Consider the following 26,096-nt stretch of genomic DNA (forward strand, 5'->3'; position numbering starts at 1 on the left):
TATTAATAAATGTTAAGCTTTGATATTCAATGTTTTATAATATATTTTTCTTATTCTGGAAAGTAATTATACAGTTCCCCAGGTATCGGGGAGGTGACACCAGCACAATATATTTATATATTTGCATTTCTTGATGATATATATTACGTAACCTGAATGATAACTTGTTAAAATGCTTTTTAGATGAATATAACTGAACTTGAAAGCGAAAAACTGGAAAAAGCTGCCAATATGTTGAAAGCAATTGCGCACCCTATGCGCATAGCCATTCTCAGCTTTTTAGAGGGGGACACGAAACTTACCGTAACCGAAATTCACGAACGACTCGGAATTGAACAGTCTACAACCTCGCACCACTTGGGAATTTTAAAAGATAAAGGTGTGCTTTGCTCGCAGCGCGATGGCAAAAATACCTTCTACTTTCTTAAACACGAAAGTCTGAGTAAACTGGTTGATTGTATTGACCAGTGTACCTGCGACGAATAAACAGCGAATTGCGATTACCGCCGCCCTGTTTACCGGGGGCGGTTTTTTTTTGCTTTAACTTTCCGTAGATTTGGCCATCTGAGCCTTGCTGAAATACTTGACAAAGCAGGGACTTTACAGTAACTTCAATCCGATAACTCAAGAAAATTAAGACGATGGCCGAAAAAAATCAGAAACAACTGTTCCTGCTCGATGCATACGCACTGATATACCGCTCTTACTTTGCGTTCATCAAAAATCCGCGCTACAACTCCAAAGGGTTAAACACCTCGGCCATTATGGGATTCTTGAATACCCTGGAGCAAATTCTGAAACAGGAAGATCCCAGTCACATTGCGGTGGCTTTCGACTTGAAAGCACCGACTTTTCGGCACGAGATGTTCGAGCCGTACAAAGCCAACCGCGAAGAGATGCCGGAAGATTTGCGGAAATCCATTCCTTACATCCGTCAGCTGATCGAAGCTTATCACATTCCGATTGTCGAACGCGAAGGTTTCGAAGCCGATGACGTGATCGGAACGTTGGCCAAATCGGCTGAAAAAGAAGGGTACAAAGTTTTCATGGTAACACCCGATAAAGACTACGCACAGCTGGTTTCGGAAAACATTTTCATGTACAAACCCAAACGTAGCGGAAACGATTTGGAAGTATGGGGACTGAAAGAGGTGAGCGAGAATTTCCAGGTTGAAAAGCCCGAACAGGTAATCGATATTCTTGGATTGATGGGCGATACGGCAGATAATATTCCCGGTTGTCCCGGCATTGGTCCCAAAACAGCCATGAAACTGATTGCTGATTTCTCGAGTATCGATGGCGTTTATGAAAACATCGACAAACTGAAAGGCAAACAGAAAGAGCGCCTGGTGGAAAACGAAGAACAGGTTCGGATTTCCAGAAAACTGGCGAAAATTATTTTGGATGTTCCGTTGGGTGCAACGCCGGATGGCCTGGTGCGCACCGGGCCGGACAAGAATGTGCTGAGGGACTTGTTCAGTGAGCTGGAATTCCGCACATTGGGCAAACGCATTTTGGGTGAAGAAGTACCGGTTCAACAGGATAATAACTTCCGGCAGGGAACGCTGTTTGGCCTACCTGTATCTTCGCAGGAACCGGAAATGGCGCCGGAAAATATTTCAGATATCAATTCAACAGATCACGAGTATTTCCTGATGGATACACCGGAATTGCGTGCCGATTTGCGTGCCGACTTGTGTGTGTTGAAAGAGTTTTGTTTCGATACGGAAACGACTGATATCGATCCACACAATGCGCAATTGGTCGGCATGTCTTTTTCCTGGAAAGATCACGAAGCCTTTTATGTCCCGGTTCCGGGCGATCAGAAAAAGGCACAGGAACTGGTGGATGAATTCCGTTCCATTTTTGCCGATGAACGGATTGTGAAAATCGGGCAAAACCTAAAATACGATATCCTGGTAATGGGCAATTACGGCATTGAGGTAAAAGGAGAAATCTTCGATACCATGATAGCGCATTACCTGGTTCAACCGGAATTGCGCCATAACCTGGATTACCTGAGCGAGTTGTTCCTTGGCTACAAGAAAGTGGCTACCGAAGAACTGATTGGCAAAAAAGGAAAGAACCAGCACTCCATGCGTGATGTGGCGGTTTCTCAAATAAAAGAATATGCGGGAGAAGACGCGGATATTACCTGGCAATTGAAACCGATTCTGGCCCGAGAACTGGATAAAACCGGCGTCGAAAAGCTTTTCCGCGAAGTAGAAATGCCATTACTGAAAGTGTTGGTTGCCATGGAACAGGCCGGTGTAAAAATCGACAAAGAAGCGCTTGACGCTTACGCGGAAAAACTCCGTGAACAAATCATTACACTGGAAAAAGATATTCATCAATTGGCTGGTGAGGAATTCAATGTTTCATCGCCCAGGCAGCTGGGCGTAATTTTGTTTGAAAAGCTGAACCTGGACAGCAACGCGAAGAAGACCAAAACCAAGCAGTATTCAACCAACGAAGAAACATTGGCCAAGCTGCAGGATAAGCACGAAATTGTTAGAAAGGTACTTGAGTACCGGGGGCTGAAAAAATTGTTGAGTACTTACGTGGAAGCCTTGCCCAAGTTGATCAATTCCCGTACGGGAAAAATTCATACTTCGTTCAACCAGGCAGTTGCGGCTACCGGGCGTTTGAGTTCCAATAATCCGAACCTGCAGAATATCCCCATCCGGGATGAAAACGGTCGGGAAATCCGGAAAGCATTTGTGCCGTCGGACGACCAACATGTCTATCTCTCTGCCGACTATTCCCAGATTGAATTGCGGATTATGGCAGCCATTTCGGGCGATAAAGCTATGATTGAAGCATTCCGCAATGGCGAGGACATTCATGCAACCACGGCGGCGAAGATTTATGGTATTCCGTTAAATCAAGTTACATCCGACATGCGCCGGAAGGCCAAAACGGCCAATTTCGGCATCATTTACGGTATTTCAGCCTTCGGGTTATCGCAAAGGCTGAATATTCCCAGAACGGAAGCGAAACAGCTTATTGACGGCTATTTTGAGAATTTCAGCCGGGTGAAAGAGTTCATGGATGAACAGATTCACAATGCCCGCGAAAAAGGCTACGTGGAGACCCTGATGGGCCGGAAGCGTTACCTGCCGGATATTAATTCGGGCAATGCGGTGGTACGCGGCGTAGCCGAACGAAATGCCATCAATGCACCGATTCAGGGTTCAGCCGCGGACGTCATCAAAGTAGCGATGATCAATATTCACCGGAAAATGCAGGAGAAAGGGCTCAAATCGAAAATGATCCTACAGGTGCATGACGAATTGAACTTCGATGCGCGAAAAGATGAGTTGGATGTGTTGAAAAAACTGGTAAAACAGGAAATGGAACACGCGTTTGAGCTCGAAGTACCACTGACGGTCGATATGCAGTCGGCCGATAACTGGCTCGAAGCACACTGATAAAATTCTGCGGGAGTGTCAGGTGAGCGGTACGGCCCTGGCCCCGGTTGCTTTTTGCAAATCGGAAGGCGTGAGATGAAGCTGCAAGCCGCGCTGCCCGGCACTGATAAAAATTTTCTCCTGTTCGAACGCCGATTCGTCGATGAACACCGGGTAATTCTTCTTCATTCCTAACGGGGAACAACCGCCGCGAATGTAGCCGGTAAGCGGCTCCAATTCCTTCATCAAAACCATGGCGGCCTTCTTGTTTCCGCTGGCTTTGGCGGCTTTTTTCAAATTAAGTGGGACGGCACCCGGAACTACACAAACAAAAATCCCATTACGATCGCCACGTGCTACCAACGTTTTATAAACTTTTTCTACCGGAAGTCTGGCCGTTTCGGCCAGGTGTTCGGCGCTCAAATCGTTTTCATCGACGGTATATTCGACCAGTTTATAGTTGATTTTCAAACGGTCGAGTATACGGGCTGCGTTGGTTTTCTTCATAATTCTCTGTTTTTACAATTCGAATTGACGAAACGCTTCGCTGACTGCTTCGTTGTATTTCGCTGATTTTCTCCGGATGGGGCAGAAGGCCCGCCCCCCGGCCACGACGTGTAACCATGCAAAAATAAAGAGGTTTAGTGGGCATTGATCAACTTTTGATGGATCAAATTGGAAAATGTGGGGTTGCGTTGCGTTATCCAATATTTTATATCTTTGCAGAGCCTGTAAAGAGCCTAATTTTATGGTGATTTCCCCTTTATTACAAAGTCAGCAAAGTGATTCTCTGCGAGTGGGCTCGCTGGTGCAACCGATTCTAACAGGCACGCACCACGATACTGCCCGGCCGGTCCTGAATGTTCAGGGCCAGCCAACCATCGATACGTCCGCTGCCCGGATATTCCGGCAGATGGCTATCAGGGATTCTGTTTCGAATGCGCAGGCAGGACAGGCAGCCAGACAGAAGGCCCGGGCAGCGCGGCGCACCAGGATAAAAGAGCAGCAGAAACAAGGCTCAATTCAGGCCGCTCAACGAGCTCAGGCCAACGATACCTTGGTTGTTCATCAGGATTCACTCCAGGTTGATTCGCTGACGGTTGTTCGCGATACCCTGCATCAGGATACCCTGACAACCGGGTTGCCGATGATTCCGCTGGGAAAGGAAGGAAAGGAATTTGTTTCGGTACGGCAGGACTGGTTATTGGGAGTTATTTTGGTGGCATTAATTCTTTTTGCATCGGTTCGGTTGGTTTTCAATAAGTACCTCAGTCACCTGATGGTCAGTTTAATCAACTACTCAACTGCCAGCCGGCTTTTCCGCGAACGCGGGTACAAAATTTCCCATGGTTCTTTCCGGTTGGATGTCATGTCTCTGCTGGTGACGTCCATTTTTGTTTACCAACTCTCCAGTCACGACGGCAGTTTTACCTGGCCTGGCCTGGGCGGATACAAACTGCTGCTGGCATATTTTGGATTGTTGGGAGCGTATGGGATTGGAAAATTGATTCTATATCATTTAACTGGGGCGTTATTTATGAAAAGCCCTGTGGTTTCGGAAGTGTTTTTCAATTACGGAATATATACCCGGGCGTTAGGGGTTTTTCTGTTACCAATCATAATTGTGGTGTCTTTGGCTCCCGAATGGTCAAAAATTATGTTTGTAGCTGGAATATCGATCACCGTTGTACTCTATGCGGCATCGCTGATCCGGGGAGCATTGGTCGCCCTGAGAAATGGTATTTCTATATTTTATTTGATTTTGTACCTTTGTACCCTTGAAATTTTTCCGTTGCTTTTGGTTTATAAGCTCATTTTTGGGCAGGTATAAATCAGCACGCAAACGCTTTTCACCCAAAAAATCTTGAAAAATTGAAGATCAAGAGCATTTTAGTTTCGCAACCAGAACCCACTTCAGCTCGATCCCCCTACAAAGATCTTGCTGAAAAAAACCATTTGAAGATTGATTTTCGCCCGTTTATTCAGGTAGAAGGGATATCATCAAAAGATTTTAGAAAAGAGCGCATACCGATTCTGGATCACACAGCGGTTATCTTCACCAGTAGGACCGCTATCGACCATTTCTTCCGTATTGCTCAGGAACTGCGCATTACTGTTCCTGATTCGATGAAGTATTTCTGTATTTCGGAGGCAACCGCCTTCTACCTTCAGAAATACATCGTTTACCGGAAGAGAAAGATTTTTTACGGCAATGGAAGATTTGCCGATTTGGTTGATATCCTTAAGAAACATAAGGATGAAAAATACATCATCCCGCTTTCCGATATCCATAAGGCGGAAATACCTGAATTACTGGATAAAGCAAAGCTGAAGTACACCAAGGCGATCATGTATCGTACGGTTAGTAGCGACCTTTCGGATTTGAAGGATGTGAATTACGACATTCTTGTTTTCTTCAGTCCGTCGGGCATTAAATCATTGCTGCAGAACTTCCCTGATTTTGAGCAGAATGATACCAGGATTGCTACCTTTGGGCCATCCACTGCCAAGGCTGTCCGCGAAGCCGGCCTGAGACTGGATATCGAAGCTCCGGTCCCTGATGCGCCTTCCATGACCATGGCATTGGAGAAATATGTAAAGGATTTTAACAACAAGAAATAAATCAAAGCTTTAAATAGCTTCGGAGAGAAAGGGGGATGTTATTCCCCCTTTTTTGTACAGAAAAAAACGAATGGTACGTTATACTTTTCATAAAGAAGAGCGGCTTTGTAGCCGGAAGCTCATCGGAACGATGTTTGAGTCGGGGCAATCCTTTCTTACTTACCCGTTAAAGGTGGTTTATTATACTCCGGAAACGCTGGATGGTGACACTTCGGTACAGGTGGCCTTTACTGTGCCGAAAAAGAACTTCAAACGTGCCGTGGAACGAAACCTTTTAAAGCGTAGGATACGTGAAGCTTACCGGCTGCAAAAACATAAGTTGCATGAATATTTAAGTACAACCGGACAGCAGGTGGCCATCATGTTTATTTATGTGGGAAAAGAACCGCTTGCCTATCGAAAAATAGAGGGAAGTGTTAAAAAGGCGGTTAACCGCCTGGAAAAGGAACTGACTAGCCGCAATAACAACGAAAAAAGCGCATAAAAAACACGGGCATAAGCGTGTTAGGCACTTGGTGCCCGTGTTAATAATTGACAGGTGAACAGGTTATTTTTTCTCAATCAATTCCGTCTGCTGACGTACCGAATCCTCGTGAATCAGCTGGAACAGAACTTTAACAAATGTTTCGTCAAGGTGTAATTTGCCGGCCAGGTTGGAGCGGTCATCCATCATCTGTGCCCAACGATTAATCTGGAGCGCCGTTACTTTATTCTGCTTCTTATACTCACCGATTTGATTCACTAGTTCCATTCGTGAAGCGAGAATTTCCATCATTTCGTGGTCAATCTGGTCGATACGCCCGCGCAATTCTTCGAGTTTATTTTCGAAGTTCGGATCGTCCGAACTGGCGTACTTAATTACCAGTTCATCCAGTATTTTACCCAGGCCAGCGGGGGTAACCTGTTGGGCTTTGTCGCTCAACGCACAGGAAGGATCGATGTGGGATTCAAGCATCAGGCCATCCAGTCCCATATCAAATACTTTTTGAGAGATCTCGAGCAAATATTCACGTTTTCCGGCAATGTGGCTCGGATCTCCGATAATTGGAAGATTGGGCAGCAATCGTTTCAGTTCGATAACTGTTTTCCAACCTGGGTAATTCCGATATTTCGATTCCCGGAAGGGAGTAAAGCCACGGTGAATAGCAACAAGGTTTTTAATTCCGGCCTGGTTCAGGCGTTCCAACGCACCTACCCAGAGTTGAACATCCGGATTGACAGGGTTCTTTACCATTACAGTCTGATTGGTACCCTTGAGTACATCGGCAATTTCCTGTACGGTAAACGGAGAAGCTGTGGAGCGCGCACCAATCCACATCACATCGATGCCGGCTTTCAGGCACTCTTCCACATGTTGAGCGTTCGCTACTTCAGTTCCAACAGGTAAACCGGTCTCTTCTTTGATCCGTTTCATCCACTCAAGCCCGATAGAACCAACACCTTCGAAAGAACCGGGACGGGTACGTGGTTTCCAGATGCCACCGCGATAGATAAATACGCGCTTGTCTTTAGCCAGTTCGCGGGCAGTAGCCAGCGCCTGTCCTTCTGTTTCGAGGCTGCAAGGACCGGCAACCAGCAGGGGATTGTCGATGTTAGGCAGCCAGTGGCTTATGGGCATGATATCCAATTCAGCAACCATTGGGTCAATTTTTAGGAGTAAATAATTGAATTATTGTTTTTTCTTTTTTTGTCATCGATTGATTTCCGCCGTCGAGCACGCTGCGAATGCCATTGGCATGTTTGATGAGCTTCATCATTCCGTCGGTATTTTCATGCTGGATGCTCTTTTTAAAAGCTTCCAGATGCTTTTGATACTCTTCGATGGCTTCCACCATGTAATCACTGTTTTGATGGAAAATAGGCCCCCACATTTCGGGAGAGCTCTTGGCCAGGCGGACGGTGGAACGAAATCCGCCCGAAGCCAAATCAAAAATAATACTTCGATCTTCTTTGGCTAAAACCACATTGGCCAGTGCAAAGGCTGTAACGTGTGGCAGATGTGATACAAAAGCCGTGTTGTGATCCTGTTCATCGCTGGTCATGTATGCAGTCGACATCCCGATGGACTGATACATTTTCTCGATAAGCGCCAGATGTTGCGGCCGCGAGTTCTGCTGATCACAAATGATACAGATTTTGTTTTCAAACAAATTCTCGATAGCTGAAACAGGGCCGCTGTTTTCCGTTCCTGACATGGGGTGGGAGGCCACGTAATTGCCTCTTTTTGGATGATTTTCCACCACGTTGACAATATCACGTTTTGTCGAACCAACGTCTGTAACCGTAGCATTATCTGGAATTAAATCCAGAACCTGCGGAAGAATGAGTTTAATCTTATCGACCGGAATGGCGATAATGACTACATCGGTTTGCTTAACGGCCGTTTCCATTTCTTCATAACGGTCGGCAATGCCCAGTTCAACAGCTTGCTTTCCGTGTTCAGGATTACTGTCGACGCCTACAATTTCTGTGGCAAAGCCGGTTCGTTTCAGGTCTTTGGCAATGGAACCGCCAATTAATCCAAGTCCGATGATTGTTACATTCATAGCTGACAATATATAAAGTTCGGTCTGAGCAAATAAGCGGACATAAAAAAAGGTCCCCAATCAACTTGGGGACCTTATGTTTCATATCGTTTCTATTCAGACAATACTTTACCGGCCGATCCCCTCGTAGAGGCCGAAATAATAAAACCAGTAATAAAAGCTATTGTTCTGAAATCTGTTCATTGCTTATGTTTTTCTCTTGTTGTCAAAGTAAAACTTAATAATCTAAAAAAACAAATGCTTTTTCCTTTCGGAATGAAAATTTGTGATGGTTTTAACAGTAAGGTAACTTAACAACGTTTTATTTCCAGATGTCGGGCCGGTGCTTGGAGTCTTCGCCTAACACCATTGAAAGATAAGATTCATAGCGTGTTACCGGGATTTCTCCGGCTTCTAGGGCGGCCTTCACGGCACAACCGGGTTCATGGATGTGTGTGCAGTTATGGTAACGACACTCTTTCAGCAACTTGAAAATTTCGGGAAAGAAATGGGAAATCTCCTCCTTTTCCATATCAATTACTCCAAAACCGCGAATTCCGGGTGTATCGATCAGGTAACCGCCTCCAGGCATTTCAAACATTTCTGAAAAAGTAGTGGTGTGTTTTCCCTGCCGGTGATAATCGGAAATTTGCGCGGTCTTCAAATCCAGTTCCGGATCGAGGCGGTTAATGATGCTTGATTTTCCCACACCGGAGTGCCCGGACAAAACGTTGATTTTTCCCCGCATAACCTCGCGGAGCGCATCGATATTGAAATTCTTCTCGGCCGATACCTGGTAGCATTTATACCCGATTTCCTCGTAGGTCCAGAGATACTCTTCCAGTTTCTGGTAATCTTTTTCATTATAGATGTCGAGTTTGTTAATGACCAGGCTGGCCGGAATGCGGTATGCTTCCGTTGTTACCAGGAAGCGGTCGATAAATCCCGGTAGGGTCGCCGGATCTTTAATGGTAATAATCAGAAAGGCCTGGTCGATGTTGGCGGCAATAATCTGGCTTTCTTTCGAAAGATTGGAGGCTTTCCGGATGATGTAATTTCTTCGTTCCTCGATCTCAGTGATAACGCCGGGTATGTTGTGCGATGCATTCTCTTCAACCGTATATTTGACCTTGTCGCCAACAGCCACCGGGTTGGTGGTACGTATTCCTTTCATGCGGAACTTACTTTTGATCCGGCAGTCAATAACCTTCCCGGTTTCCGTTTTCACTGAATACCAGCTGCCTGTTGAACGTATGACCAATCCTTTTTCCAAATGTGTGTAATTTTAACCGCGTAAAACAAGTTGGTAAGTAAAACCGTTTCAAAGTAAGTGAAAAATACCTTATCAGGACGTTGAACAGTAAGCTGCGGGTTTGTCATTCGGGATAACCCTTTGTGAATAGGGGTTTTAGCATTATAACATCTCTTAACAAGAAATGTGTCAATTGATAATTTTGGTTTTGTTACCTTTGCCTGATTCCAATTTTGATGAGGAATAAATTACAGATTGATAATCCATTCCATCATTTACCGGCAATTTGGTTATCCAATGACTTTCCGTTGCGGAAAAAAGGTAAAACGGAGGGGATATCAAGTAAATGCGTTAAATAGAAATTTAAATATTGCGAGTGGGACCGGCCAAAAGCAATTCTATAGTAAGTGAAGATTGCTGAAAGTATGGCGGATCCGGTATTATCCGGGACTATCTGGCCCTTGAAAAGAAAACAAAGACACATGAAAAAAAGACGACTTCGGAAAACGGGCATGGCGTCCTTACTAGTATTGGTTTTGGCCTTTTCCTTCTGGGGGTTTAATCGCGATCAGAAGAATTTTCAGATTGCGAAAAACCTGGACATCTATTACACCCTGTTCAGGGAACTGAACCTCTTCTATGTGGACGATATTGACCCAGGGAAATTGGTGAAAGAGAGCATTGACGACATGCTTGCCTCACTTGATCCGTATACAGTTTACATCCCGGAATCGGAGATGGAAGACTTTAATTTTATGACAACCGGAGAGTATGCCGGTATCGGGGCGCTTATCAGCAAGCATGGTGATAGCATTGTGGTAGCGCAACCGTATAAAGGTTTTCCGGCTCAGAAAAACGGTTTAAAAGCCGGTGATATTTTCCTGGAAATTGACGGTAAAAAGACTTCAGATATGAAGGTATCGGATGTTTCGGAATTACTGAAAGGGCCGGCCAATAAGCCGATTCGTTTGAAAATGCAACGTCCCGGACAGAAGAAACCTTATGAGGTAAATATTGTTCGGGAAAAAATTCAGATCGATCCGGTGCCCTATTACGGAATGTTGGATGACAGCACCGGCTACATCCGCCTTTCGAGCTTCACTGCCAATTGTGGCGACGATGTGAAGAAAGCATTGCTCGACCTTCGTAATAATCAAGGCGCCAAACAATTGGTATTCGACTTGCGTGGAAACCCTGGTGGTTTGTTGGTGGAGGCCGTGAAAATTGCCAATCTGTTTGTTAACCAGGGACAGGAAATTGTCAGTACCCGCGGAAAAGTTGCGCAGTGGGACAAAACTTATCGCGCAACGGAAGAACCGGTGGATACCATTATGCCAATGGTTATTTTGGTTAACAGGGGATCTGCTTCTGCAGCCGAAATTGTGACCGGATCGATGCAGGATTTGGACCGGGCTGTTATTATGGGAACAAGAACTTTCGGAAAAGGACTGGTCCAAACGACCCGCGATTTAAGTTATAATTCAAAGCTGAAAGTAACGACGGCGAAGTATTACATTCCCAGTGGTCGATGTATCCAGGCACTTGATTATGCACATCGGAATCCTGACGGAAGCGTGGGGACGATTCCCGATTCGCTGATTGCCAAATTCAGTACAAAAGACGGTCGTACCGTATTCGACGGTGGAGGTATTTCACCTGACGTGAAAATGGAGCAGGAAACCCTGAGCAACATGGTGGTACAGTTGGTTCAGAAGTTTATGATATTTGATTTTGCTACGCAGTTTGCCAACTCTCATCCAACTATTGCACCAGCAGGTGAGTTTAAAATAACGGATGATATTTACAATAATTTCAAAGAGTTTGTCAAGAGTCATCACTTTACCTATGAGTCGAAAAGTGAACAGGCCCTGCAGGATTTGGTTGAAACGGCAAAGAAAGAGAAATACTATGACGGAACGGTGGATGCTTTTAAAACGCTTCATGCTGACTTGTCTCACAATATTGATCAGGACATGAATCGTTTCGGCACCGATATCAAAGGTTTACTGCGTGATGAGATTGTATCGCGTTACTATTATCAGGGCGGTGCTATTCAGTCTTCGATGGATGATGACCAGGATATTGAAGCAGCGGTCAAACTTTTACACAATCCTGCTAAGTACAAAGCACTACTGGCGCCGGATAATGTGATTAGCGTAATGAAATAATTTTTAATGTTCAGGATATGAAATGCCCGCTTGCCGGGCATTTTTTCTTTACAATAAACAACCTTTCAATTAGCCGGATATGAAACCTGAGATTTTGGTTACCTACCGTATTCCGAAGGAGGGAATTCAGGAGCTGGAAGAAAAATTTGATGTCATTTATCCTGAAAAGGAAGCGTTTTCAATGGAAGACATCGAAGAACGATCGCCACCGTCTGGATGCTTTGCTGGAAAAACCGCTCAATGCTACTTACGTCTCAATGGACGAATTACTGGAGCACTCAGATGTGATTTCGGTGAACACGCCATTAACCGAAGAAACCCGTCATCTTTTAAGCGAAAAAGAGATGCAAAAAATGAAGAACGGCGTTTTCGTGGTGAATACCGCGAGAGGGCCCGTGATCGACGAAAAAATGCTGGTCAAATACCTTCAGAACGGAAAGATATTTCCATCGTAAACCCGGAAATTTTTGCATAAAAATATCCCGCTGAAAATCGTCGGAGTAACGAAAGTCAGCGGGATATCACATACATGCAAATAGGATCTTACCACTCAAATTCCGTTGGGAAGAATATGGTAAGGCTTAAAATGAGTATGATAATGACCACCAGCGCAACAAAAAAGAGCGTTACGCCCATTTTGTAGCGTTTGTTACTCTTAACTAGTTGTTGTACCGAGATAATTTTGGTGATCTTGTTAACGATTTTTTTCAGTGCCAGCTGGTCTTTCACGATATAATCGTAGGCACCGTATTTCATGGTATTAATAGCGACATCAATGCTGTCCTGTCCCGATAGGAAAATGAATTCTATTTCGGGATGCACTTTTTTTGCGGCTTTTAGCACATCACTTCCGTTCATTCCCTCCAGCAAGTAGTCCTGAATAATGATATCGGGTTTTTTATCCAGGGCGTTCAGACAATCTTCACCACTGGTATAACTTTCTACCCGGTTGAATTTTTTTGAGCGAAGATAGCTAACGACCAGTTTGTTGTAAACCTGATTGTCTTCAACAACGAAGATTAAGGGATCCTTAAGATTTTGCATGTCTGCCTGATTTTGTTTTAGTCGCAATTGCGATGATGAAACGCTGTATCGTAATTATCAAAATGTTGTTTATAGAAATAGAGTGAAGATAATAATTTTTTATGATTACCACCTTGAATATCTAATTCTCTACTACAACGTGGTTTTAAGGTTATTTATTACCAAGAAAGTTAAAATATTTCAAATTTTAAATTACCTCAGGGCAAAACACCCACCCAATAATCAGGTTATTGGCTAAATGTTTGAATGTCATAAAGTAATTTCTTCCGGTTTTTTGCCAGCTTTTTCCCGTCATTAAATAGTAAATCACAACCAGAACCAAACACGCCATCCATATCGAAGAAAACAGCCTTTAACTCAAACCGGGGCTGTTTTTCCTGTTGAAGATATTTTTCAATTGCTATGCTAAACATGCGCGAACCGATCAATGAGCGGAAAGTTAATTCTCCGGAATTTCCTGAACGCGACCTACATCTCCCGATGTTAACCGCACTTTAATACCGTGAGGGTGCGTGGGCGAATTGGTCAGAATATCCTTCACAACTCCTTCGGTCCGTTTCCCGCTTCGCTGATCTTTTTTCAGAACAATGGAGACATGCAACCCAGGCCTGATGTCTGAACGTTTTTTACCATTCATAGCGTTTCAATTTCTGCCACAAAGAAAGCGCATTCCATTTACCGGAAGATGAAGCCAGCGTTATTTCCTGCGAAATCGTGTAATCTCTGGCCTGAAAAGTTTCAAAAAACGGTAGGATGGTGTAGTTTCGTCATGAACATTAAAATGGACCAGCATGCTGCTCGCAATCGATATCGGTAACTCGAACATCGTTTTTGGTGTTCACGATAGTGAAAAATGGGTCAATGAATGGCGTATTTTAACGGTAGCCGATAAAACCGCTGACGAATACGAAGTCATTTTCCGTTCGTTGTTGACAAACTTAGTCGATTACGTTGAAAAAGTTGACCGGATTGTGGTTAGTAGCGTGGTCCCACAGCTTTTACGGGCCTTTACCGAGATGTTGGATTCTTTGTTCGACATTAAGCCGTTGATTGTGGGACCGGAAATTTATCCAATGCTTCCGCTGAAGGCGCTTAACCCGTATGAAATCGGGACCGATTTGATTGCCAACTCAATGGCGGCTTATAAGCGGTTTGGTTCGTTGTGCACCGTTGTCGATTTTGGAACGGCCCTGACACTGACCACGATTTCGGATGACGGGGAAATATTGGGTGTTTCCATCGCTCCGGGATTGAAGACAGCTATTAAATCGTTAACCGGAAATACAGCCCAGTTGCCTTCCGTGCATTTAACTCCGCCGCCTTCGGTACTCGGAGAAAATACGGTCCATGCGCTGCAATCAGGAATTGTGTTGGGCTACTCCGGGTTAGTCGATCATCTGATTGATTTAATCCGAAATGAGCTGGGGAAATTTCCCGAAGTGATTGCTACCGGCGGGCTGGCCAGTGTGCTGTCTCCCATTTCGAAATCCATTCGCATAGTCGATCAACAACTTACGCTTGAAGGTTTGCGCCTGATTAGTGATGTTGTGGAAGTAGATTAAAAAAGCCGGCGGAAGTGGCGGCAAAGTATGTTACGATTCAAGTGAATAGCGCAGCTGGTCGAGCATGATCGGAACGTCCTCCTGATCGACTCCCTGCCGAAGCAGATGTTCCAAATCTTCCTCGAAGGCATCCATAAATTCAGCTTCCGAGTTTTCTTTGTCCCGGATACTTTTTCGGTACCACTCCAACGCTTCTTTGCGGTTCCCGAGGCACCACTGGACGTGTCCCATGTTCATCAGATCGTATTTGTTGGGCGAACCTTCGGTTAACTTCCGGTAATAATTCTCCGATTGCTCCAGTTTCCCAACCAGCAACGATGACCAGGCAATGGGGCGCCAAACATTTTTGTTTCCGGGAGATAGATACTCTACCTTGAAATAATACTTTAATGCATCCTCGTACTTTTTCAGCTCCATATAGCAATGCCCGATGGAGATGTGTGTGCTCAGGTTGTTGGGTTCCAGAATCTCAGCTTGCTTGTAATATTCCAGCGCTTTTTCGGGCTCTTTCAGGTTCCGGTAACAGAGTGCGATTTTCTTGTGGTTCCAGATTTTGTTGACATCGAAGAGATCGGCTTTCAGATAATAGGAGAGCGCTTCACGGTAGTCGCCTGTTTTCTGGTAACAAAAGGCCAGTTTCTGCAACAGTTCGCCATCCTCATTTTCCTGTAAAAGCATGAGATAAATTTCCGATGCCTCATTGAAATAGTTCTTGGCAAAATAGAATTCGGCCATATTCCGGAGGATGCCCAAGTTTTCTTGTAAAAGAGGACGGAACGTGTTTTTGTTATGAAAATCAAGCCGCCAGGAAAAGACATCTTCAAAATCGGTGTGGTTGGGATGCAATTTGAAGAATCGGTACAAATCCTGGATGTATTGATTCGAAGCCACTTCGGCAGCTTTGTTGGGCGAAATGGCCAGCTCATCTTGTTTTAGTTCCTCCATCTGGTCCATTTCCGCTTTAAGCGAACCCGACATCATTTTCTTGTATTCATTCGGAATATTCTGCAAGCTCAGGCAAAACGAGTATTTATCGGAGTTACAAAGCATTGGCGATTTTACGATAGCTTCCATGAAGGTGTTGGTCGCTTCGTCGCTTTTATCTCCCGTTATGCTACTAATTTCGGGATGTTGTGGGAAAAAGGGTACGAACCAATTCACAAACTCACTGAAGAAAGGGAAATTCTTCAACATGGAAAAAGAGCCCATGAACACATCGGCACCTTCCATCTGCAGTTCCGATAACTCTTCCATTTTGTCCATCAAGCCGGGCGAATCGCTTAAAATATCCTGCCAATCCGGGTTTTTGTCGTCCATCATGCCTTCCCCAATCAGGTTGTCCATGCTTAGTTTGTTCCGGAGGTTTGGGCTCAACCGCATCATTTCCGGAAGTATCTCATCCTGCAGGCGACGCTGTAATTTCTCCGTTTCCTTACTTCGGATAAACTGAAGGATCACTTTTTCAAACAGCCGTTTGAATTCCGGATCTTCGTTCAGTATGGCCAGCCGTCCGGTAATCTGGGAGAAGAATGGGAGCCGTAAATCGTACTGATATAACAATATCATCAGGCCAACCAGGGCCCGCTGCCTGACTAATTCATCGCTGGTATTGTATGCTTCGAACAGCAAATTGAATTTCTGCTCGTCGAAATAGCGGGCTAAACTAAAGGTAATGGCAGTAACGAGGAGGGCTTTTTCGTGAACCGGAATACTTTCGCCGGAAAGGAAATCCCGGGCAAAGCTCATTTCATCGTCGTTTAGTAAATCCCGGAACCAGAAATGGTAAAAAACGTAATTCAGTTTTTCCATATGGGCCCTTACCGGATTTTCTTTTCCTGGTTGTGCCGAAATCGATTCATCAATCAATGACTGCAGCTCGCAATGCACGTGGAACTCGTCAATTTCCTGAAGCGTTTGGGAAAGATTCTCGAGATATAGCTCTGCAAAGCCTCTTTTCTTTTGGTATGGAAGCAGGTTCGAAAAACGCACTCTCAGGTTTTCCGTCACCTTATCGGCCAGCTCGAAAGTCGAAACCAGCATATGCCGGTACACTTTCTGCCTTTCGGGATCATTGATTCCTTCGACGGTATACTGCAGCATATATTTGTATGTCTGTTCGAGGTTGTGGTATTCATCGCGAAAATCACCCGCCCCGGTTTCATTAATCAACTGTTCAAGCAGATCGAATGCGGGTTTTAGCTTACGCGAAGCAAGTAATTGACAAATTTCGTTGAACTTTTGCGTTATTTCCTGATCGTTCATAATTGTTCTTCCTATGTGGGCTTTATATGCAGAAGTGCTTCTTGCCGTTTATTCATCGATCAAAAGCCGAACCAATCAATCATTTGTTTTATCCTCTGGTGGCGAGATGTTTTTTATCATAGCAAATGAATGAATAAAATGCAGTAAATTAGCTTATTACTGTTTGGTAAACTTGAGTAGACGATATGGCCATTTTTCTGACATTTTGTCTTAAGCCGGGGCATTATTGAATTTTTGCCCGCTTATTAAAGTTTACCCAGTGTGTAACTAAGATAGAGGTTTAAACGTCATATCACAACACTGTTGGATGCAACCTTTTAAAATAAACAAGGCTTTTCCTTATGAATACTTTCCCAGTTTGTTTATCATAAACGCATTATCATGAATTCCAAACATATTGTTATTACAGGCTCAACGCGTGGAATCGGGTTGGGAATGGCACGCGCCTTCCTCTCCATGGGGCACGTTGTTTCCGTTTCCGGAAGGCACCGGGAACTCGTGAATGCGGTTGCCCGGAAACTGCAGAACGAGTTTAGTCCGGAAAAAGTGGCGGGTTTTGTTGTGGATGTTACAGCTCCCCGCAGCGTTGATCAGTTGTGGTTAAAAGCGTCTCTTTGGAAACCGGTTGATATATGGATTAACAATGCAGGAATCGGTCCGTCCGGTGAGTTGTTCCACCATATTTATCCGGAAGAAATTGATGAGGTAATTCACACCAACCTGACGGGAGTAATAAATGGAACCCGTGTGGCTTATTTACACATGAAACAGCAAGGCGCTGGAGCGATTTACAACATGGAAGGTTTTGGTAGCGATGGACGGACGATGCCGGGCATGACCCTGTATGGGACTACCAAACGGGCTGTTCGTTATTTCACCCATAGTTTTGCAAAGGAAATGGTGGAGAAAAAGGTTTTGCTCGGCACGTTAAGTCCAGGCATGGTGGTAACCGGTTTATTGCTGGAATCAGTGAAAAAGGCGCCGGCAGGCCCTCAGCAAAGCATCAGAATATTTAATATTTTGGCTGATAGGGTCGAAACAGTTGCTCCTTTTCTTGCCAGAAAAATCCTGGAAAATCAAAAAACCGATGTCCGAATTGCCTGGCTGACTAAGTGGAAAATCTTTTTCCGGTTTTTCCGGTCATTTTTCCGTAAGAGAGCGGTGTTTTTTAATGATGACTTAAATTCTAGTCAAAATTAATTCAGGGGATTTCGTAAAACGAAAGGCCAAATTTTTAATTAATCAGCAACAATATTATTTTCGATAAGATAGTAATGGATGAAATTAATCTGTTAGTTACTGTAAGATAGGATAAGATATTTTTAATAAGAGAATTGTAAAAAAATAATTAATTGAAATTAGAAGCTGGTTTCAATTGCCTTCAACTCATTTTCTGAATAATTTTTAAACCATTCCTTTAACTTTTCGCGGGCCAGTTCCCGGTGTTTGTCGTTGATGTTTTCTTTTAGCAACGAAAGGGCCAGGAAAAGGATGCTGACGTCGTCGGTAAAGCCAATCAGCGGGGCAAAATCCGGAATGGCGTCGGCGGGAAAAATAAAATACCCCAACGCGCCAGCCAGGTAAAGCTTATTCTTGAAGGAAACTTCCGGATCATTCAGCATGTAGTATAGCAGCAAAGCCGGGTAGACCACCTTGATACCCGCTTTCCCACCGTAAGTCTTTAGCTTTTGACGGAAGGAGGACGGAGAGTAATATTTCGTAAAATCACGCAATCGCATGAAACGAATATAGGGAAATCATTGGAAAAGCAAAAAGTTTTATTTCAGACTGATGTTGGTATAATCTACGCGTGTATCTTGATATTTAGCAACAATGCGATCGAGGATTTCCAACACCTGGCCGTGTTCTTCTGCCCGGAGGAGCGCAATCCGCAACTCCCTGAAATCCGGCACACCCGGGAAGTAGCGGGCAAAGTGGCGGCGCATCTCCCAAATGGCTTGCTTTTCGTATTCTTTCCACGAAAGTGATTGTTCCAGTTGCTCTTTGATGACCTCCACAATTTCGGGAACCGTAGGAGGAGGCAACATTTCTCCTGTTTGGAAATAGTGCTTGATTTCGCGGAATATCCAGGGACGGCCGATAGCCCCGCGGCCAATCATCATTCCGTCAACGCCCGAAATGTCCAGCGCTTCTTTCGCTTTTTGCGGACCGTTGATATCGCCATTCCCGATAAGGGGAATTTTAAAACGGGGGTTGCTTTTCACTTTTCCAATCATTTCCCAGTCGGCCTCACCGGTGTACAATTGCTGGCGGGTACGTCCGTGAAGGGCCAGCATCTGAATGCCCACATCCTGCAATCGCTCGGACATTTCGACAATGGGTTTGTCGTTGTCATCCCAACCCACGCGGGTTTTTGCCGTTACCGGAAGATTGACGGCCCTCACAATCTGGCTGGCCATTTCAATCATTTTTGGAATGTCGCGCAACAAACCGGACCCGGCGCCTTTGCCGGCAATTTTTTTCATCGGGCACCCGAAATTGATGTCGATGTAATTGGGATGGAACGTTTCGGCCAATTTTGCAGCTTCCACCATCGAATCGATATTGGCGCCGTAAATCTGTATAGCGATGGGGCGGTCGAACTCGAAAAGCGTCATTTTCCGCATGGTTTTATTCACATCGCGGATGAGCGCTTCGGAAGAGATGAATTCGGTTGACATGACGTCGGCTCCGTATTTTTTGCAGATATACCTAAACGACTTGTAAGTCACGTCTTCCATTGGTGATAAAAACAATGGCATTTCGCCCAGTTCGAGTTCCCCAATCTTCACAATACCAGTTTTTTAAATTTTGCGTGCAAATATAAAAATTATTTGTTCGCCAATATCCGGAACAATATTAGCCGAAATTCAGTTTCATTAACTTGAATTTAGCGTGAGCTTTGCGTTCGAATGCTAACTTTGCCTTGAATTCATCGGATGTTGATAATCATTTTTTAAACAGATACAAGTGAGATTCCGAGTACTACGCACCTCAGGGCCGTTTACGCAGTTGATGTTTTCCACGCTGGTGGTTTTGATTTTGGCCATAGTGGCTCTGTTCGTTGGCTTTTTGCTGGCCATGCCGATATTCCATTTGAGTATTGGTGACATGGGCGCTGCCATGTCCAATTTTTCGTCGCCGCAAGGAGTGGTCCTGATGAAATACTTTCAGACGGTGCAGTCCATCGGAATTTTCGTCATCCCGCCGTTCATTATCGCCTGGGTTTTGAGCGAACGGCCGATTAGCTATTTGCATCTCGATAAAATCACTACACTCAAAAGCGTCATCCTGGTGATGGTGTTGGTGTATTTTGCCAACCCGATGATTAACTGGATGGCTGAATTCAATTCGGGTTTACAACTTCCCGATTGGCTTTCCGGTGTCCAGGACTGGATGAAAGCTTCCGAAGATCAGGCCGGACAGATTACCAAAGCCTTTCTGCATGTGGATGGTTTGGGCGGCATGTTTTTCAATCTTTTCATGATCGGATTGCTGCCGGCCATGGGAGAGGAGTTGCTTTTCAGGGGAATCGTTCAACGGATTCTGAAGGACTGGACGAAGAATGCGCATGCAGCCATCTGGCTCAGTGCCGGGCTGTTCAGTGCTTTACACATGCAGTTTTTCGGATTTTTACCAAGAATGATGCTGGGAGCGCTTTTCGGCTACCTGCTCGAATGGAGCGGTTCTCTCTGGGTTCCAATGATTGGGCACTTTGTAAACAATGGTTCCGCCGTAGTTATTTCATATTTGATCGACAAGGGAGTGGTCAGTTCCAGTGTTGAGAAAGTCGGCACATCGGACGGGCAGGGAACGTACCTTGCCATCCTCAGCCTGATTTTTGTAATGGTGTTGCTGAGATCGTTCTACGTGCAGGTGCGTGGGGGCGGAGAGTTGTGGACTACCACCGAAGAGCCGGGCCCACCGGTTGACTAAAAGGAAAGGTTTTTCTGCATTTTAATGGCTTCCATTTTTTTCTTCTCGCTTGGGCGGAAGAAATAAACGATGCCGTATTCCTGTGCTTTCTGCCGTTTTTCTTCGTCAGAAAAGTGGCTGTAATGCAATTCTACCTCATTCCAGATATTTAAAATTAACCCGAATTATTCATCTCGAGTACAATAAAATGGGTGCAAAGTGTTATCTTTAAGTAGATTAAACGAAACAACAACACTTTTAAACGCACCCATTTATGAGCAATAAAGATACCGTTTTTTACCGAGGCAGGACAGCAATAAACATGGATTTTTCAGCAGATGCAGTCAGTTCTGACGGGGCCGTACTACTGCTGGAAAAACTCGAAAGGAAACATCGCATATTGCACTATTTTAGCCAAGTGATTCCCGATTGTCGTGATCCATTTCGTATAGTCCACCCCATTGATAAGCTTTTAAAGCAGCGCGTGTTCACCATGGTACAGGGCTACGAAGATGCCAACGATGTCCAGTACCTGAAAAACGACCCGCTGTTAAAGGACATCCTTGAAGGGGAACTGGCCTCACAGCCCACCATGTCAAGGTTCGAGAACGGTTTTGACAAGCATTCCGTATTTGCTTTGTGCAATGCGTGGGTTGACCGCTATGTACTCACACTGGCGGGCAGGGAACAACTTGTGATCGATATTGACGGCACCGACGACCCCACCCATGGCGAACAGCAACTGTCGATGTTCAATGGCTATTACGGCCAGTTCATGTACAACGAACTGTTTTTCCACGATGGCGACACGGGGCAGATCATCCTCCCGGTACTACGCCCGGGTAACAGCCACTCCAACAAATGGTACGTTGCCATTTTAAAGCGGATATTGAAAAAGATAAGGGCCGCCTATCCCGGACTGAAGATCATTGTGCGGGCCGACAGCGGCTTCAGTTGCCCCGCTTTTTACCAACTGGCCGATGATTTTGGCCTCAAGTTCGCCGTTGGCATCGCCGCAAACGAAACACTGAAGAAAAAAACCGCAAGGGCGGAGAAAGCCGTGCGCCATTTGTTCGTTTCCAACAACACCAAGCACCAACATTTTATAAGCTATACCTATCAAGCAGGCACCTGGCACAAACCACAACAATGCTACTCGAAGATAGAAAGCACGGGAAAGGGGCTGAACGTCAGGCATATTGTCAGCAATATGGAAGAAGCCGATGCCCGGTCCATCTATTTTGGGTTTTACGTAAAACGGGGCGAGGCCAGCGAAAACCGGATCAAAGAGGTAAAAAACATGTGTTTTTCGGACAGGTTGTCCGACCATGGCTTTTGGCCAAACTTTTTTCGGTTGTTCCTCAGCAGCTTGTCCTACGAAATATTTTTACTTGTGAAAGAAGCAATAAAGAAAACAGGCTTCGAAGCGGCCAAAAAATGGCAGGTTGATACTATTAGGGCATCATTGTTGAAAATTGGGGCAACAATAAAAACGACAAAGCGAAAGGTGTACTACCGCTTTTCCAAGGCGTTCGTACACCAGGAACTGTTCAGGCAACTGGTCTTTCAATAAAATAAACAGCAGCGAACAACCAAGCAGGGCACAATGATGGGATTGCTATGCCCTGTTGTCAAAAAATGAGAGTTTTGGGACAAGAACAGCCGGACACGGCATCGGTTGTCCCCAATATTTATATCGCCCGACCGGAATTTAGTGTAGTTTTCATCAAGCCCAGCTTTCAAAAATATGAACGCTATAGTTTTATGCACAATTCTCCGGCTGATGAATAATGCGGGTTAATTCGTCGGCCTCTTTGCGCATTTCGGCTACTTTCTCCGACCAGCGCGCCGTATTGCTCTGAAGTGTCTTTTGAAAATGATAGGTGTCGGCAAATTGATCGTATTTCACTTTTACAACAGCAATACTTGGATTGTAAATCGGACTTCCGCCGTGCATACTACGCTGCTGCTCTCCATCGATGATTTTCTTTCCCCACTCCAATAAATCCGATTCCAGGGCCAATGAGGGCAGTTTATGCGTTTGGGTATCCATGCCATAATATGCCCTCACTTCGGGCTTTATTTCGCCTCTAAGGATACAAAAATTGAGTACCTGGATAAAGTGTGAGATATAGAGACGGGCTTTTTTCACCACCTCATTGTATTTACGGCTATTGGCCGATTGTTGCCGTTTGGCTTGTTTGAGCTGCAGGATAGCGCTTTCGAAGCCCGGGAAAAAGGCTCGTGCTTTGGTTAACGTGGCTGTCGAAAAAGCCAGGTCATCAATCGACTTCTGGAGGGCGATGTCGATTGCAGCCTTTAAAGCCCGCAAGCGGGCTTGATCAGTGTTGGGCAATCTGCGATAGGGCATGGGCAGGCTATTGTTTTAATTGAATTAATGTGGGATGTGAGCGAAGTTATAAAAAACGAAATGGAATTCAATATTCGCCGAAGGGTTTAACAATAACTTTAAAAACAGAAAGAAGTGTGAATACAAAAAAGGCTCCCCAGAATGGAAAGCCTTTCATCTATTGCTTGCTTAAGAGTTGATTATTAATCAGAGAATTTCGCTTTCAGATATTCCCGGTTCAACCGGGCGATATGCGAAATAGAAATATTTTTCGGACAGGCCAGTTCGCAGGCACCGGTATTGGTACAACCACCAAATCCGAGCTCATCCATTTTTGCTACCATGGCTTTCGCACGACGTTTGGCCTCTACTTTTCCTTGCGGAAGCTTGGCAAACTGCGATACTTTGGCCGCTACAAACAGCATAGCCGAAGAGTTTTTACAGGTAGCTACACAGGCACCACAACCGATACAGGCAGCTGCGTCCATCGCTTCTTCAGCATCAACCTGCGCAATCGGGATGGTATTTCCATCAGGGACACCGCCGGTATTAACCGATACATAACCGCCAGCCTGCTGGATTTTATCGAAAGCTGTACGGTCGACAATCAGGTCTTTAATAACCGGGAAAGCGCCGGCACGCCATGGTTCAACGGTAATGGTTTCGCCATCTTCGAATTTACGCATGTGCAGCTGGCACGTGGTAATTTCGCTGTCCGGGCCGTGTGCATGACCGTTGATGTACATGGAACACATACCACAGATACCTTCACGGCAGTCGTGGTCAAAGGCAATCGGGTCTTTGCCTTCGCGGATAAGCTGGTCGTTCAGGATGTCGATCATTTCAAGGAACGAACTACCCTGTGAAACATTTTCCACCTCGTACGTTTCAAACCGACCTTTATCGGAGGGATTGTTTTGCCTCCAAACCTTGACGTATATTTTCTTTAAGATTTTATCAGCCATTTTCTTAATTATTTAGATTTAAGTAATTGGATCCGGATTTCTTTTTCCGGATACGGGTACTTAACTCTTATTTATAACTTCTCTGGGTGAGTTTCACGTTCTCGAATACCAGCTCTTCACGGTGCATAACCGGCTCTTTGTCTTCGCCTTGGAATTCCCAGGCTGAAGCATAACAACCGATTTCATCATTCCGTTTGGCTTCACCATCCTCGGTTACTGATTCCTCACGGAAGTGGCCACCGCATGATTCGTTGCGGTTCAGCGCATCGCGGGCCATCAGGTCGCCAATGTCGATGAAGTCAGCCAAACGGCCGGCTTTTTCAAGTTCAGGATTGATGTTGTTCATTTCACCGGGGATGCGCACATTGCTCCAGAACTCTTTCTTCAGTTCGGCAATTTCTTCGATGGCTTTTTTCAGTCCCTCTTCGTTACGCGACATACCCACATATTCCCACATGATGTGGCCCAGTTTTTTGTGGAAGTAATCCACCGGCTGGCCTCCCTTGATATTGTAGAGTTTTTCCAACCGACTCGTTACATTTTTTTCGGCCTCTTCAAATTCGGGTGTATTGGTTTCAATCCTGGGTACCATGATTTCACCAGCCAGGTAATCACCAATGGTGTATGGCAGGATGAAATAACCGTCGGCCAGCCCCTGCATCAATGCAGAAGCACCGAGTCGGTTGGCGCCGTGATCAGAGAAGTTAGCCTCGCCAATGGCATACAATCCGGGAATGGAAGTCATCAGGTTGTAATCAACCCAAATGCCACCCATGGCATAGTGGATGGCCGGAAAAATCTGCATCGGATTTTCATACGGGTTCACATCAGTAATCTTTTCGTACATCTGGAAAAGGTTACCGTAGCGTTTTTCAATTGTCTCGCGGCCCAGACGCTCAATGGCATATTTGAAATCGAGGAATACCGCTTTACCTTCAGCATTTACACCGAAACCGGCATCGCAGCGCTCTTTGGCAGCGCGCGAAGCAACGTCGCGGGGAACCAGGTTACCATACGACGGGTAACGACGTTCCAGGTAAAAGTCGCGGTCTTCGTCTTTGATATCGATAGGGCTGATTTCGCCTTTACGAAGACGTTCAGCATCTTCTTTTTTCTTTGGGGCCCAAACGCGCCCGTCGTTACGCAGTGATTCTGACATCAACGTCAGTTTCGACTGCTGTGAACCGTGAACCGGAATACAGGTTGGGTGAATCTGTACGTAACAAGGATTGGAGAAGTAAGCGCCGCGCTTGTATGCCTGCCATGCGGCAGAACCGTTACAACCCATGGCGTTGGTCGACAGGAAGAATACGTTTCCGTAACCTCCGGTAGCCAATACCACTGCATGCGCGCCAAATCGTTTGATTTCGCCGTTTGTCAGGTCGCGGGCAACAATTCCGTGGGCTTTCCCGCCGACAAGCACAACATCGAGCATTTCGTGACGTGCGTACATTTCTACGCTGCCGGCATCAATCTGGCGGTTGAGGGCAGAGTAGGCGCCCAGCAACAACTGCTGTCCGGTCTGTCCACGAGCGTAAAACGTACGGCTGACCAGTACACCACCGAATGAACGGTTAGCCAGCGTTCCACCATATTCACGGGCAAACGGAACGCCTTGTGCAACACACTGGTCAATAATGTTGGGAGAAACTTCAGCCAGGCGATAAGTGTTCGCTTCCCGGGCGCGGTAGTCACCTCCTTTAATCGTATCATAAAACAGGCGATAAACCGAGTCGTTATCGTTCTGGTAGTTTTTTGCAGCGTTAATACCGCCCTGAGCGGCAATGGAGTGAGCCCGGCGCGGACTATCCTGGTAACAGAATGCTTTTACATTGTATCCCAGTTCGCCCAGCGATGCAGCAGCTGATGCTCCGGCCAGTCCGGTACCCACTACAATGATGTCGAGTTTCCGTTTGTTGGCAGGACTTACTACGCGGATAGCTTCTTTATGACGAGACCATTTTTCGGCCAACGGGCCTTTAGGTATTTTGGAATCTATGTTGCTCATGTCTTAAATGTCT

General features: G+C 45.4%; 24 protein-coding genes. 11 read left to right on the forward strand and 13 right to left on the reverse strand.

Translation table 11 applies throughout. The features are described 5' to 3' along the window. Positions 1-183: 183 nt before the first annotated feature. A complete protein-coding gene (locus GJU82_RS13585; protein ID WP_153632643.1) occupies positions 184-486 on the forward strand; it encodes a helix-turn-helix transcriptional regulator in 303 nt (100 codons plus the stop codon). Between the two features lie 155 nt (positions 487-641). Beyond that, a complete protein-coding gene (gene polA, locus GJU82_RS13590) occupies positions 642-3,431 on the forward strand; it encodes a DNA polymerase I (RefSeq protein ID WP_153632644.1) in 2,790 nt (929 codons plus the stop codon). A gap of 18 nt (positions 3,432-3,449) precedes the next feature. Here polA and ybaK read toward each other — a convergent pair whose 3' ends face one another. Continuing rightward, positions 3,450-3,917 carry a Cys-tRNA(Pro) deacylase gene (gene ybaK / locus GJU82_RS13595; RefSeq protein ID WP_153632645.1) on the reverse strand — a complete coding sequence of 156 codons (468 nt, stop codon included), beginning with the start codon at positions 3,915-3,917 and terminating at the stop codon, positions 3,450-3,452. Positions 3,918-4,158: 241 nt separating this feature from the next. Here ybaK and GJU82_RS13600 point away from each other — a divergent pair, with 241 nt between their 5' ends. The 3 genes from GJU82_RS13600 (at position 4,159) to rnpA (ending at position 6,516) form a co-directional block, all read left to right on the forward strand. Then, positions 4,159-5,241: a DUF4271 domain-containing protein gene (locus GJU82_RS13600; protein WP_194831060.1), complete on the forward strand. Its 1,083-nt coding sequence runs from the start codon at positions 4,159-4,161 to the stop codon at positions 5,239-5,241. A gap of 41 nt (positions 5,242-5,282) precedes the next feature. Further along, on the forward strand, positions 5,283-6,032 hold the full coding sequence (locus GJU82_RS13605) for a uroporphyrinogen-III synthase (protein WP_153632647.1): 750 nt from the start codon (positions 5,283-5,285) through the stop codon (positions 6,030-6,032). A 70-nt stretch (positions 6,033-6,102) separates the two neighbouring features. Beyond that, positions 6,103-6,516 carry a ribonuclease P protein component gene (gene rnpA, locus GJU82_RS13610; RefSeq protein ID WP_153632648.1) on the forward strand — a complete coding sequence of 138 codons (414 nt, stop codon included), beginning with the start codon at positions 6,103-6,105 and terminating at the stop codon, positions 6,514-6,516. 63 nt (positions 6,517-6,579) lie between these two features. On the opposite strand, the gene GJU82_RS13615 is transcribed toward rnpA, so the two are convergent. From GJU82_RS13615 to rsgA, 3 genes are all read right to left on the reverse strand, one after another. Next, complete coding sequence (locus GJU82_RS13615; protein ID WP_153632649.1) at positions 6,580-7,671, reverse strand: chorismate mutase; 1,092 nt, start codon at positions 7,669-7,671, stop codon at positions 6,580-6,582. 4 nt (positions 7,672-7,675) lie between these two features. Beyond that, positions 7,676-8,578, reverse strand: coding sequence for a prephenate dehydrogenase (locus GJU82_RS13620; RefSeq protein ID WP_153632650.1), 903 nt, complete (start codon positions 8,576-8,578; stop codon positions 7,676-7,678). Between the two features lie 301 nt (positions 8,579-8,879). Further along, on the reverse strand, positions 8,880-9,830 hold the full coding sequence (gene rsgA, locus GJU82_RS13625) for a ribosome small subunit-dependent GTPase A (RefSeq protein ID WP_153632651.1): 951 nt from the start codon (positions 9,828-9,830) through the stop codon (positions 8,880-8,882). A 461-nt stretch (positions 9,831-10,291) separates the two neighbouring features. Here rsgA and GJU82_RS13630 point away from each other — a divergent pair, with 461 nt between their 5' ends. Both GJU82_RS13630 and GJU82_RS13635 read left to right on the forward strand, forming a co-directional pair. Continuing rightward, complete coding sequence (locus tag GJU82_RS13630) at positions 10,292-11,977, forward strand: S41 family peptidase (RefSeq protein WP_153632652.1); 1,686 nt, start codon at positions 10,292-10,294, stop codon at positions 11,975-11,977. Positions 11,978-12,126: 149 nt separating this feature from the next. Further along, the gene (locus GJU82_RS13635) at positions 12,127-12,432 is read left to right on the forward strand and encodes an NAD(P)-dependent oxidoreductase (RefSeq protein ID WP_153632653.1); all 306 of its coding nucleotides are present in this window, start codon (positions 12,127-12,129) and stop codon (positions 12,430-12,432) included. A gap of 88 nt (positions 12,433-12,520) precedes the next feature. Here the strand turns inward: GJU82_RS13635 and GJU82_RS13640 are convergent, their stop codons facing one another. The 3 genes from GJU82_RS13640 to GJU82_RS13650 form a co-directional block, all read right to left on the reverse strand. Beyond that, on the reverse strand, positions 12,521-13,021 hold the full coding sequence (locus GJU82_RS13640) for a response regulator (protein WP_153632654.1): 501 nt from the start codon (positions 13,019-13,021) through the stop codon (positions 12,521-12,523). Positions 13,022-13,248: 227 nt separating this feature from the next. Further along, a complete protein-coding gene (locus GJU82_RS13645; protein WP_153632655.1) occupies positions 13,249-13,434 on the reverse strand; it encodes a hypothetical protein in 186 nt (61 codons plus the stop codon). Positions 13,435-13,460: 26 nt separating this feature from the next. Further along, positions 13,461-13,658 (reverse strand): YwbE family protein, encoded by a 198-nt coding sequence (locus tag GJU82_RS13650; protein WP_153632656.1) that lies wholly within the window; start codon positions 13,656-13,658, stop codon positions 13,461-13,463. A gap of 154 nt (positions 13,659-13,812) precedes the next feature. Between GJU82_RS13650 and GJU82_RS13655 the strand changes: the two genes are divergently transcribed. Then, positions 13,813-14,583 (forward strand): type III pantothenate kinase, encoded by a 771-nt coding sequence (locus tag GJU82_RS13655; protein ID WP_153632657.1) that lies wholly within the window; start codon positions 13,813-13,815, stop codon positions 14,581-14,583. A gap of 30 nt (positions 14,584-14,613) precedes the next feature. On the opposite strand, the gene GJU82_RS13660 is transcribed toward GJU82_RS13655, so the two are convergent. Further along, on the reverse strand, positions 14,614-16,845 hold the full coding sequence (locus tag GJU82_RS13660; protein WP_153632658.1) for a lipopolysaccharide assembly protein LapB: 2,232 nt from the start codon (positions 16,843-16,845) through the stop codon (positions 14,614-14,616). A 381-nt stretch (positions 16,846-17,226) separates the two neighbouring features. Here GJU82_RS13660 and GJU82_RS13665 point away from each other — a divergent pair, with 381 nt between their 5' ends. Beyond that, positions 17,227-18,045 carry an SDR family oxidoreductase gene (locus tag GJU82_RS13665; RefSeq protein ID WP_153632659.1) on the forward strand — a complete coding sequence of 273 codons (819 nt, stop codon included), beginning with the start codon at positions 17,227-17,229 and terminating at the stop codon, positions 18,043-18,045. Positions 18,046-18,203: 158 nt separating this feature from the next. Here GJU82_RS13665 and GJU82_RS13670 read toward each other — a convergent pair whose 3' ends face one another. Both GJU82_RS13670 and dusB read right to left on the reverse strand, forming a co-directional pair. Beyond that, positions 18,204-18,584: a YkvA family protein gene (locus GJU82_RS13670; protein ID WP_153632660.1), complete on the reverse strand. Its 381-nt coding sequence runs from the start codon at positions 18,582-18,584 to the stop codon at positions 18,204-18,206. A 39-nt stretch (positions 18,585-18,623) separates the two neighbouring features. Next, complete coding sequence (gene dusB / locus GJU82_RS13675; protein WP_153632661.1) at positions 18,624-19,637, reverse strand: tRNA dihydrouridine synthase DusB; 1,014 nt, start codon at positions 19,635-19,637, stop codon at positions 18,624-18,626. A 178-nt stretch (positions 19,638-19,815) separates the two neighbouring features. Here dusB and GJU82_RS13680 point away from each other — a divergent pair, with 178 nt between their 5' ends. After that, entirely contained in the window at positions 19,816-20,781 is a 966-nt protein-coding gene (locus tag GJU82_RS13680) for a CPBP family intramembrane glutamic endopeptidase (protein WP_153632662.1), read from the forward strand. 253 nt (positions 20,782-21,034) lie between these two features. Next, positions 21,035-22,333, forward strand: a complete 1,299-nt coding sequence (locus GJU82_RS13685; protein WP_153631026.1) for an IS1380 family transposase — start codon at positions 21,035-21,037, stop codon at positions 22,331-22,333. A gap of 189 nt (positions 22,334-22,522) precedes the next feature. Here the strand turns inward: GJU82_RS13685 and GJU82_RS13690 are convergent, their stop codons facing one another. From GJU82_RS13690 to GJU82_RS13700, 3 genes are all read right to left on the reverse strand, one after another. Continuing rightward, positions 22,523-23,131, reverse strand: coding sequence for a hypothetical protein (locus GJU82_RS13690; RefSeq protein ID WP_153632663.1), 609 nt, complete (start codon positions 23,129-23,131; stop codon positions 22,523-22,525). 182 nt (positions 23,132-23,313) lie between these two features. Then, on the reverse strand, positions 23,314-24,075 hold the full coding sequence (locus GJU82_RS13695; protein WP_153632664.1) for a succinate dehydrogenase/fumarate reductase iron-sulfur subunit: 762 nt from the start codon (positions 24,073-24,075) through the stop codon (positions 23,314-23,316). A 67-nt stretch (positions 24,076-24,142) separates the two neighbouring features. Further along, a complete protein-coding gene (locus tag GJU82_RS13700) occupies positions 24,143-26,083 on the reverse strand; it encodes a fumarate reductase/succinate dehydrogenase flavoprotein subunit (protein ID WP_153632665.1) in 1,941 nt (646 codons plus the stop codon). Positions 26,084-26,096: the final 13 nt, after the last annotated feature.

Source organism: Prolixibacter sp. SD074, from assembly GCF_009617895.1.
Lineage (GTDB): Bacteria > Bacteroidota > Bacteroidia > Bacteroidales > Prolixibacteraceae > Prolixibacter.

Excerpts from the sequence above, each read along its gene's own strand:
- GJU82_RS13690 (WP_153632663.1), bottom strand. The coding sequence starts at position 23,131 with ATGCCCTATCGCAGATTGCCCAACACTGATCAAGCCCGCTTGCGGGCT.
- polA (WP_153632644.1), top strand. The coding sequence starts at position 642 with ATGGCCGAAAAAAATCAGAAACAACTGTTCCTGCTCGATGCATACGCA.
- GJU82_RS13670 (WP_153632660.1), bottom strand. The coding sequence starts at position 18,584 with ATGCGATTGCGTGATTTTACGAAATATTACTCTCCGTCCTCCTTCCGT.
- GJU82_RS13685 (WP_153631026.1), top strand. The coding sequence starts at position 21,035 with ATGAGCAATAAAGATACCGTTTTTTACCGAGGCAGGACAGCAATAAAC.
- GJU82_RS13645 (WP_153632655.1), bottom strand. The coding sequence starts at position 13,434 with ATGTTTAGCATAGCAATTGAAAAATATCTTCAACAGGAAAAACAGCCC.
- ybaK (WP_153632645.1), bottom strand. The coding sequence starts at position 3,917 with ATGAAGAAAACCAACGCAGCCCGTATACTCGACCGTTTGAAAATCAAC.
- GJU82_RS13650 (WP_153632656.1), bottom strand. The coding sequence starts at position 13,658 with ATGAATGGTAAAAAACGTTCAGACATCAGGCCTGGGTTGCATGTCTCC.
- GJU82_RS13655 (WP_153632657.1), top strand. The coding sequence starts at position 13,813 with ATGCTGCTCGCAATCGATATCGGTAACTCGAACATCGTTTTTGGTGTT.
- GJU82_RS13615 (WP_153632649.1), bottom strand. The coding sequence starts at position 7,671 with ATGGTTGCTGAATTGGATATCATGCCCATAAGCCACTGGCTGCCTAAC.
- GJU82_RS13695 (WP_153632664.1), bottom strand. The coding sequence starts at position 24,075 with ATGGCTGATAAAATCTTAAAGAAAATATACGTCAAGGTTTGGAGGCAA.
- GJU82_RS13700 (WP_153632665.1), bottom strand. The coding sequence starts at position 26,083 with ATGAGCAACATAGATTCCAAAATACCTAAAGGCCCGTTGGCCGAAAAA.
- GJU82_RS13620 (WP_153632650.1), bottom strand. The coding sequence starts at position 8,578 with ATGAATGTAACAATCATCGGACTTGGATTAATTGGCGGTTCCATTGCC.
- GJU82_RS13630 (WP_153632652.1), top strand. The coding sequence starts at position 10,292 with ATGAAAAAAAGACGACTTCGGAAAACGGGCATGGCGTCCTTACTAGTA.
- GJU82_RS13635 (WP_153632653.1), top strand. The coding sequence starts at position 12,127 with ATGTCATTTATCCTGAAAAGGAAGCGTTTTCAATGGAAGACATCGAAG.
- GJU82_RS13600 (WP_194831060.1), top strand. The coding sequence starts at position 4,159 with ATGGTGATTTCCCCTTTATTACAAAGTCAGCAAAGTGATTCTCTGCGA.
- GJU82_RS13665 (WP_153632659.1), top strand. The coding sequence starts at position 17,227 with ATGAATTCCAAACATATTGTTATTACAGGCTCAACGCGTGGAATCGGG.
- GJU82_RS13660 (WP_153632658.1), bottom strand. The coding sequence starts at position 16,845 with ATGAACGATCAGGAAATAACGCAAAAGTTCAACGAAATTTGTCAATTA.
- GJU82_RS13585 (WP_153632643.1), top strand. The coding sequence starts at position 184 with ATGAATATAACTGAACTTGAAAGCGAAAAACTGGAAAAAGCTGCCAAT.
- rnpA (WP_153632648.1), top strand. The coding sequence starts at position 6,103 with ATGGTACGTTATACTTTTCATAAAGAAGAGCGGCTTTGTAGCCGGAAG.
- GJU82_RS13640 (WP_153632654.1), bottom strand. The coding sequence starts at position 13,021 with ATGCAAAATCTTAAGGATCCCTTAATCTTCGTTGTTGAAGACAATCAG.